9 protein-coding genes are annotated in these 8,550 nt (G+C 70.0%); all 9 read left to right on the top strand.

Annotated features, from left to right (window positions below):
• The coding region (locus AC08OP_RS06530) for a thiopeptide-type bacteriocin biosynthesis protein (RefSeq protein ID WP_476613358.1) at positions 1-780 on the top strand (780 nt) is incomplete at its 5' end.
• Positions 777-2,024 carry a lanthionine synthetase C family protein gene (locus AC08OP_RS06525; RefSeq protein WP_476613357.1) on the top strand — a complete coding sequence of 416 codons (1,248 nt, stop codon included), beginning with the start codon at positions 777-779 and terminating at the stop codon, positions 2,022-2,024. The genes AC08OP_RS06530 and AC08OP_RS06525, both read left to right, overlap by 4 nt.
• On the top strand, positions 2,006-3,052 hold the full coding sequence (locus tag AC08OP_RS06520; protein ID WP_476613356.1) for a thiopeptide-type bacteriocin biosynthesis protein: 1,047 nt from the start codon (positions 2,006-2,008) through the stop codon (positions 3,050-3,052). Before AC08OP_RS06525 ends, AC08OP_RS06520 begins: the two co-directional genes overlap by 19 nt.
• A 507-nt stretch (positions 3,053-3,559) precedes the next feature.
• On the top strand, positions 3,560-5,071 hold the full coding sequence (locus AC08OP_RS06515; protein ID WP_476613355.1) for a hypothetical protein: 1,512 nt from the start codon (positions 3,560-3,562) through the stop codon (positions 5,069-5,071).
• 12 nt (positions 5,072-5,083) lie between these two features.
• Complete coding sequence (locus tag AC08OP_RS06510) at positions 5,084-5,398, top strand: 4a-hydroxytetrahydrobiopterin dehydratase (RefSeq protein ID WP_476613354.1); 315 nt, start codon at positions 5,084-5,086, stop codon at positions 5,396-5,398.
• A gap of 474 nt (positions 5,399-5,872) precedes the next feature.
• Complete coding sequence (locus AC08OP_RS06505) at positions 5,873-6,304, top strand: 6-pyruvoyl trahydropterin synthase family protein (protein ID WP_476613353.1); 432 nt, start codon at positions 5,873-5,875, stop codon at positions 6,302-6,304.
• Positions 6,301-7,032 carry a 7-carboxy-7-deazaguanine synthase QueE gene (locus AC08OP_RS06500; RefSeq protein WP_476613352.1) on the top strand — a complete coding sequence of 244 codons (732 nt, stop codon included), beginning with the start codon at positions 6,301-6,303 and terminating at the stop codon, positions 7,030-7,032. The genes AC08OP_RS06505 and AC08OP_RS06500 overlap by 4 nt, the downstream gene beginning before the upstream one ends.
• Positions 7,022-7,795: a nucleoside/nucleotide kinase family protein gene (locus AC08OP_RS06495; RefSeq protein WP_476613351.1), complete on the top strand. Its 774-nt coding sequence runs from the start codon at positions 7,022-7,024 to the stop codon at positions 7,793-7,795. The genes AC08OP_RS06500 and AC08OP_RS06495 overlap by 11 nt, the downstream gene beginning before the upstream one ends.
• The gene (locus AC08OP_RS06490) at positions 7,788-8,522 is read left to right on the top strand and encodes a 7-cyano-7-deazaguanine synthase (protein WP_476613350.1); all 735 of its coding nucleotides are present in this window, start codon (positions 7,788-7,790) and stop codon (positions 8,520-8,522) included. The genes AC08OP_RS06495 and AC08OP_RS06490 overlap by 8 nt, the downstream gene beginning before the upstream one ends.
• Positions 8,523-8,550 lie beyond the last annotated feature (28 nt).

Below are 8,550 nucleotides of genomic sequence, written 5' to 3'. Positions count from 1 at the left end.
GTCGGGAACGCTCGGTGGCAGGACACGCTCCTGACCGCGTGCTTGCCCGCACTACTCGCTGACTGGCCGGACACCGACTGGTGGTACCTGCGCGACGACACCGACGAGCCGTCGATACGGCTATTCCTTCGGCACTCGAACGCGGACCGCGGCGGGCACGCGGTGGCCCGCGTCGCGAACTGGGCGGCGCCGCTGTGTCACGAAGGGCTGATCCACACCGTGCTGTTCGACACCTATCGGCCCGCCGTCGGACAGTATGGCGAAGGGCCGATCCTGACCGACGCCGAAACTGTCTTCGCCGCAGACAGCGCCGCAGCCCTCACCGGTCTCGCGGTGGCGTCCGGCCCAGCAGGACCGGACCGCCAAGCCGTCACCGCCGCCGGGATGGTCAACCTCGCCGCCGCGTTCACCGGCGGCCGAGGTACCGCCGCCCTCTGGCTGACCAGCCGCATACTCCCCAGCGGCCCCAGGCTCTCCCGCGAGCACCGCGACCAGGGCCTGGCACTACTCACCGACGCCGCGGTGACCAACCCACTGACCGACGTCTGGGCGGCGCGCCACCGCACCATCGACGCCTACCTCCGCATCGCGACCTCCAACACGGCCGACGACACGGCCCCCAATCCGGACACCGCACTCGATGGGCTGCTCCGCGGCCACCACGCCCGGATGATCGGCACCGACCCCCGCTCCGAGACAGTCTGCCTGCGGCTGGCCCGCGCCATCGCCGTAACCGCTACCCGAATCCGCGAGCCCGCGGCCTCCGGACAAGTGTCGTGACCAGCACGCCGCTGACAGCCGGCCGCGACGAGTACGGCCACGCCGCCGGGTGGCTGGCCCTGGGGCTCGCCGAGCCCTCGGCGGACGGGTCCGTAGGGCAGTCACTGTCCGCCGGCGCCGCCGGTATCGCGCTCCTGCACATCGAACGCGCCTGGGCCGAACTCGACAGCTGGCGGTCCGCGCACCGCTACCTCACCATCGCCACCCGCGATCCGCTCCACGACCGCCACACCGCCGGGCTGTACTTCGGAGCCCCCGCCGTCACGTTCGCGCTCGACGCCGCAAACGGACCGACAGGCGGCTACCGCGACGCGCTAGCCGCCCTTGACCCAGCCGTCACCCGGCTGGCACATCGACGTGCCGACCAAGCCCTGGAACGCATCACGGCCGGACAGATCGCCGGCGACTTCGCCGAGTACGACGTGTTCTCGGGCCTGACCGGGCTGGGCGCTCTGCTGCTACGCCGCGCCCCGGACGGCGCCGCGACCGAGCGGGTCCTGACTGCTCTCGTCGCGATTGCCACCCGGCCGATCGTGGACGGACACGAGGTACTTCCCGGTTGGTGGGTCAACCACGACCCACGGCGCGGCCAGTCGGCCGCGTTCCCGGGCGGCCACGCGAACTTCGGCGCGGCGCACGGAATCGCCGCCATCCTCGCTTTGCTCGCCCAGGCGGCCCGCGCCGACGTCGTCGTCGACGGCCAGCACGACGCGCTCGCCACAATCTGCGACTGGCTGGACAGATGGCGCGTCGAAGGCCCCGCCGGACCGTTCTGGCCCCAGCACATCAGTCGCCGCGAACTCGCCGCCGGCCGATCCGACCAGACCCGACCAGGCAGGCCCGGCTGGTGCTACGGCACTCCCGGCATCGCCCGCGCCGGCCAACTCGCCGCGCTCGCGCTCGATGACCCCGCCCGCCGCGCAGACTACGAAACAGCGCTGGCCACCTGCCTGGACGACCCGGCCCAGCTGGGCCAACTGATCGATCCGAGCCTGTGCCACGGCTGGGCCGGACTGGTCCAAACCGTCTGGCGTGCCGCCGCTGACGAGCCCAGCGACACCCTGCGGACCCGGCTCCCCGACCTCGCCGGCCGGCTGGCCACCGCCACCGCCAAGCCGCATCCGCGAGGACCAGCGGGACGCGGGCTCCTGCTCGGCCAGGCCGGGGCCGCGCTCGCGCTGCACACCATCGCCACCGACCACACCCCGCTTTCCGGATGGGACGCATGCCTGCTGATCACCTAGCCGCGCTGGCCGCCACCGACCCGACCGAACAGGCGATCCTGCACATATTGATGGGCGGGTCGGCCGAGGTCGCCGCCGCCTCGACCCAGCTGACCGTGGCGGAACTCCACGCCGCCGCCGCGACGTACCGCGCCGGCGGCCAGGCCGCCCTCGCCGACCAGCGACCCGGCTGGCACCAGTTCACCATCCGCTTCCCCGACTGGCGGACGGCGGAACAGACCGCGGCGGAGTTCCTCTTGCCAGCCCTCCTCGCCACCGAGACCGCCGGCACCATCGACGGCTGGTGGTTCATCCGCAAGCACCCCAGCTGGCGACTTCGAGTCCACACACCCGCGCCTGGAGCCGACGCCACTATCGAGTTGGAGACGGCCCTCGACCGGTTGGTCACAGACGGCCAGCTCACCTCGTGGCGTCCCGGGATCTACGAAGCCGAGGCCGCCGCATTCGGCGGCGGCCCAGCCATGGACATCGCCCACGACCTCTTCACGGCCGACAGCCGGGCTGTACTGCGCCACGCCGCGACCCAGCAGGCCGGAGGACTTCCCCGCCGGGAACTGTCCGTGTTGCTGTGCAGCGCATTGGCGAAGGGCGCCGGGCTCGAATGGTACGAGCGAGGAGATCTGTTCGCCCGTGTCGCCGCCGACCGGCCCCTACCGGACGGCGTTAACACCCGCGACCTCGCCCCCCTGGCCGAAGGACTGTCCACGCTGCTGCGCGCCAACCCGGCCCCCGACGGGCAACTGTTCGGCCCCGGCCGACCTGGCGCCGACCACGCCGACCACGCGACCGCATTTACCGCTGCGGGCCACCAGCTCGCCGATCTCAACCGTGCCGGCGCGCTCCGCCGCGGCCTGCGCGAGATCCTGGCTTACCACGTGATCTTCCACTGGAATCGCAGCGGGCTACCCGCCCGCACCCAGGCGTTGCTCGCCCACGCCGCCGGACAGGCCATCCTCGGCCCCCACGAGGACGATCGCGGCGCCCCTCGGCCGGACGATGGCGCCAGCGTCGTCGTAGGGCCGTCATGACCATGTTCGAGCGTCAACATCTCGGGCAGCGGCGGTGCCTGGCATGTCAGCCGTGAAGGCGGCGGTCTATGAGCTCGAAGGGTCTGGTCAGTGTGAAGGGATGGACCGTCCAACGCCGAACAGATCGCACGTCCGCACGCCGTTTCCGCAGCTCAGCCGGGCTATGTCACTACGAAGAAAACATTCGGCCAGCAGGGAATGACGCACCCCGCCACGCCAAGCGATCATCATGTGTGGTCTGTCTGCCAGGAGGCGCGGGCAGCACCGCCGACAATGGTAGTGATCATTGGCTTCGGGGCGCACGTCGCGGGCGGAAGCGATGGCTGGCGCGTCGAGCGTTCCGATGCGTCCTCCGAGACCAGCGAGCAAGGGATCGCCACCGCGGCGCCGGCTCAGCCCTCGGCCCTGGCCCAGCGGTGACGGGCCCGTTACCGTGGCCGGTGATCTGCCTGCTCCCGACGGGGCGGACCGACGCCGATCCGCGGACAGGTCCGAAGGAGATGCGGCATGAGTAGGGCGAGCCAGCGAGCGGAGCAGGACGAGCTGCGGACGCGGATGCGCGCGGTCGGCATGTCCCACGACGAGATCGCGATCGAGTTCGCCCGCCGCTACAGCTACCGTCCCCGCGCCGCCCACCGCCACGCCCGCGGCTGGACCCAGATGCAGGCCGCGAACCACATCAACGCCCACGCCGCCCGCGCCGGCCTCGACCCGGACGGCGCCGCGCCCATGACCGGCCCGAAGCTGTCGGAACTGGAGAACTGGCCGCTACCGAACAACCGTCGCCGACCCACCCCCCAGCTCCTCGCCCTGCTCGCCGAGGTCTACGACACCAGCATCCACAACCTGATCGACCTCGACGACCGCGAACACCTCACCCCTGCCGACATGCACCTCATCAACACCGTGCGCAGGAGCCGTGCGGCGAGCCCGGAACCTGGATCAGCACCGGCGCCTGTTCTCCCGGACGGGTCAGGCCGGCCTCGCAGGGACGAACAGATCGCCGTGTCCGTCCTAACAGCGGCGCAGGGCGTCAGGCTCGTGGACACTACGGGAACAGCGATGCACGACATCGACCGACGAGATTTCGTTACTGCGACGGCCACCGCGCTCACATTCGGGAGAACCGTCCCGCGGCACGTCGACCCGGCGCTCGCCGACTACTTCAGCCAGCAGATGGAGGGCCACTACCGAGCGGACATGATGCTCGGGCCCCGTGAGCTAATCAGTACCGTTACCGCCCAGCACACGCTCATCAGCAACCTCGTGGCGACCGCCCGTGGGGAGACGCGACTGGCCCTCCTGCGCTCCAGCGCGGCCTACGCCTCGCTGATCGGCTGGCTCCATCAGGACGCTGGTGACCTTGAGACTTCGTCCGTCTGGCGGGGCGTCGCCTTGGAGGTCGCACAACGCTCCCGGGACCCGCAGCTCGTCGCGTACGCGCTGTTGAACCACGCATCAGTACGCACAGATCTTGCCGACGGGCTCGGTGTGCTCGACCTGTGTGGCGTAGTCCTGGCCGATGCCCGCCGGCTCAGTCCGAAAGTTCGGGTCCTGGCGCTTCAGCAGCAGGCCCACGGCGCGTCGCTCGTGGGAGATCGCGCCACCGTCGACTCTGCCCTGGATCAGGCGACTCCGCTCGTCGAGTGGTGTGACGATGGTCTGCCGTGGGGCAACGCCTGCCGTCGCACGCCGGCGTACCTGGAGGTGCAACGCGCCACGTGCTACGGACGTTTGGGACTGGCCGAGGCCGCCGCTGGCCTGTGGCAGCAGATCCTCGGCACGACACCCGCTAACGCCCGTCGGGACCGGGGCGTCTACCTCGCCCGGCAGGCCACCGCGTGTGTCCAGAACGGCGACCCCGGGCAGGCGGTCGACGCCGGTCGGCTCGCGGCGGACCTGGCGGTGGAAACTGGGTCTGTGCGGATTCACCGCGAGCTCGCCGGCCTGCGGCAAGCCGCACAACCGTGGAAGGGCACGGCCGTCGGCCGCGACCTCGACGAGATCTTCGCCCTGTGAAGGAGACCCGAGGTGGCGGACGCGCCCGTGCCCTTGGCCGACGACGAGATCGAGGCGCGGCTGCGCGAGCTGCCCGGCTGGACCCGCATCGGCCAGGAGATCACCAAGACCTTCCGCATCCGCTATCACGGCGGGGTCGCCCTGATCGTGCACGTCGCCGACGTCGAGCGGCTGATCGGCCACCATGCGGACATTGACCTGCGCTGGGACAGCATCCGCTTCGGGATCACCACCCACGACGCCGGGCACCAGCTCACCGCGGCCGACTTCGATCTCGCGCGGCGCATCGACGCCATCGCCCAGGCCCACAGCGCGGAACCGCTCTGATACTCCTGTCCGGATCGGATTATCCAGGCAGAAATACACCTTGTCGATCTCGTCTGATAGATCGTAGGACCGGCCTCCGGCGTACCCTAGTTTCGAGGCTTACTGTTGCCGCATCAATTAGCGATGTTTATTAGCAGTTGCGGGAACGAGATCCTCTGATCTGTCTGGCGTGGGAGTCGCTGCCGTGCTGCGCGTTGTCGCATCTGCTGTGCCGCAGCCTCTGCGGCAGCTGCTTCTGCTTCGTCCGCTTGCCGCGAAGTCGTCGGCCGACGGGTTGCTCTTCTCCCTGGTCAGGCGCTTCCGGCGTGGGGAACGACTTCTTCGTGATCCAGGGAATGACCGGTCCGGGCGTACATCGCCATGCTGGTCTTCCTGTGGTTCCGGCGGTGGAGCAGCTGATGCACGCGGCGGTAGTTCTCCACTCGGTTGGCGCTGGCCGGCGGTACGGCCGTACGTCCCGGCCGGGATCTTCGGATGACGAGGATGGAGCGCACGGTGATCGAAAGCCGGACGTCCGGTACCGCAAGATTTCGGATCGGGAAGCAGTTCACCTTCGATGCCGCGCACCACCTTCCGAGTCTTCCTGCCGACCACAAGTGTTCCCGTGTTCATGGCCACACCTACACGGTCGAGTTCGTTCTGGCCGCCTCGGAGCTGGTCGGTCCGGGGTTCGTCACCGATTTCGGTGATCTCGCCGTCGCCGGTCGTTACCTCGCCGAGTCGTTCGATCATCGTGACCTGAACGAAGTGCTGGACGTCGAGCCGACCAGCGAGGCGCTCGCGCAGCATCTGGCGGAGTGGTTCCTGACCGAGGTGGAGCCCGGGGTTCATGGCCGGCTTGTCGCGGTCCGGGTGTCGGAGTCCCCGAGCAGCTGGGCCGAGTACCTGCTCGGGGACCTGCGGTGACTCGGGCCGCCGCGGCTGTTCCGCCGAGTGCCGCGACGTCGCGGGGGCTTGTGGTCGCGGAGCGGTTCGGTCCGACGTTTCAGGGCGAGGGGCCGACGGCCGGCCAGCGGGCGCTGTTCGTGCGGCTGTCGGCCTGCAACCTGTCGTGCGCGTGGTGCGACGAGCCGCACACGTGGGACAGGAGCCGGTTCGATGTAGACGCGCACAGCGAGCGGTTGAGCCAGCGCAGCCTGCTCAGCTGGGTACTGGACTCGCCGGTGACCCGTGTGGTCGTGACCGGCGGGGAGCCGCTGCTGCAACAGGCCGCCCTGTTTCCGCTGGTCGCCGCGCTCACGCAGGCGGGACGGCAGGTGGAGATCGAGACCAACGGCACCGTGACGCCGATCGCGGAGCTGGTCGAGGTCGTCGAGCGGTTCACCGTCTCGCCGAAGCTGTCGGGCTCGCGCGTCGCGGCGGGCCGACGGATCGTTCCGGCGGCGTTGACGGCGTTCGCCGGCTGCGGCAAGGCCGTGTTCAAATTCGTCGTCGCTGGCGACGGGGAGATCGACGAGATCGCGGAGCTTGAGGACCGTTTCAGGCTGGCCCCGGTGTGGGTGATGCCGGAAGGGACCGACGAGGCGAGTGTGCTGGCCGGCATGCGGCACCTGGCCGAGATTGCCCTGGCACGGGGATGGAACCTCTCGCCGCGTCTGCATGTGCTGCTGTGGGGGAACGCCCGTGGCCGCTGACCAGCCCAGTTCCTCGGGCAAGGCCAGGCGTCCGGCTGGTCGCCTGCGCCCGCGCAGCGGTGTGCTCGTCACGGTCGAAGGGCTGTGGGGAGCGGGGAAGACGACCATGGCCGGGCAGCTCGGTCGTCGCCTGGCAGGGCAGGGGTTCGACGTCGAGGTGGTGCACTACGGGCCGCTGCCGGGCGTGGTGGGCCGGCTGTCGCGCTGGCTGGAACGTGAGCCGCTGCGGGCCAGGACGGGCACCGGTGGGTTCCGCCACCCTCATCACGCCACGGTCGACGTGTTCGCGCGGCTGTGTCGGGAGGCGTGGCACCACTGCCACTTCTACCGGCCGGCGTTGGAAGCGCACGACGTCGTGGTGGTCGACCACGGCATCTACTCCAAGCTCGCCTACTGTCTGGCGATTCTCGGCGAGCAGCATCCCGACGTCGCCGACGGCGCGCTGCTCGACCAGCTCCGGGTGTGTGTCGCCCCGTGGTTCTGCGTACCGGACCGGGCGTACTTCCTGGACGTCCCGTGGCCGCTGGCGCGGGAACGGGCGATCCTGCGCGGACGCGGCGGCGGTGTGCCGAGCTCGGTGGAGCGGCTGCTGTTCCTGCCGCGGTTCGACGCCGCCTACCGGCACGTGGTCGCCGCATTTCCTGACGTGGTGGTCCCGGTCGTCGTCGACCTGCGCGAGGCCGATGACGTCGCCGACGAGATCGAACACGACCTGCTGGCCGTGCTCCGCGTTCCTACCGTGGGAGGAGATCCCGGTGTCTGACGTGCTGCTATTCTCCGCCGGGCTGGACTCGTTTCCGGCCTGGCACTACCTCGATAGACCCCCGGCGCTGTACTTCGACATCGGCCACCGCTACCGCGACCAGGAATGGGCCGCGATCACGGCGCTCGCGGACCGGTGCGGCATCGAGGTGACGGTCAGCCGGGAACTGGACCTGTCGCGGTGGGAAGCCGACGACGCGATCATCCCTCTGCGCAACGTCTACTTCGCGATGCTGGCCGCGAACCGGGCCGATCGGGTCTGGTGTATCGGGGTCAAGGGGGACGCGACCGCGGACAAGAGCCCTGCGGCGTTCCGCCGGATCAGTCAGATGATCACAGATCTGTCGGGACGGCCGGTCTGGCTGGACAGTCCGTTCTGGCAGATGACCAAGACGGAGATCGTCGCCTGGTATCTCGGCCGGGGCCTGCCGGCCGGCGACCTGCTGCTGACGTTCTCCTGCTCGCGTGCCGATGGCGGGGCGGTGCACTGTGGGCGGTGCTCCAGCTGCCTGCGCCGCTGGATCTCCCTGGTCAACAACGGCATTGAGGCGCCGTTCGAGGCCGACCCGTGGACCTGGGCGCGGGTCGCCGACTACTACGTCCCCGCGATGCGGGACGGCACCTATCCGGACCATCGGGCCGAGGAGTTCTTCGCCGCGCTCGATGCGGTCGGTTTCGTCCCCCCGCCGCCTGCCGGTGAGGCTGCGTCCCAGGTCGGCTGGCGGTGAGGATCTACATCGCCGCGCCGCTGTTCAG

Source organism: Frankia sp. CeRuru1 (assembly GCF_977966315.1).
The sequence above is the reverse complement of the archived record's forward strand: the minus strand, read 5'-3'. Positions and strand labels throughout refer to the sequence as shown.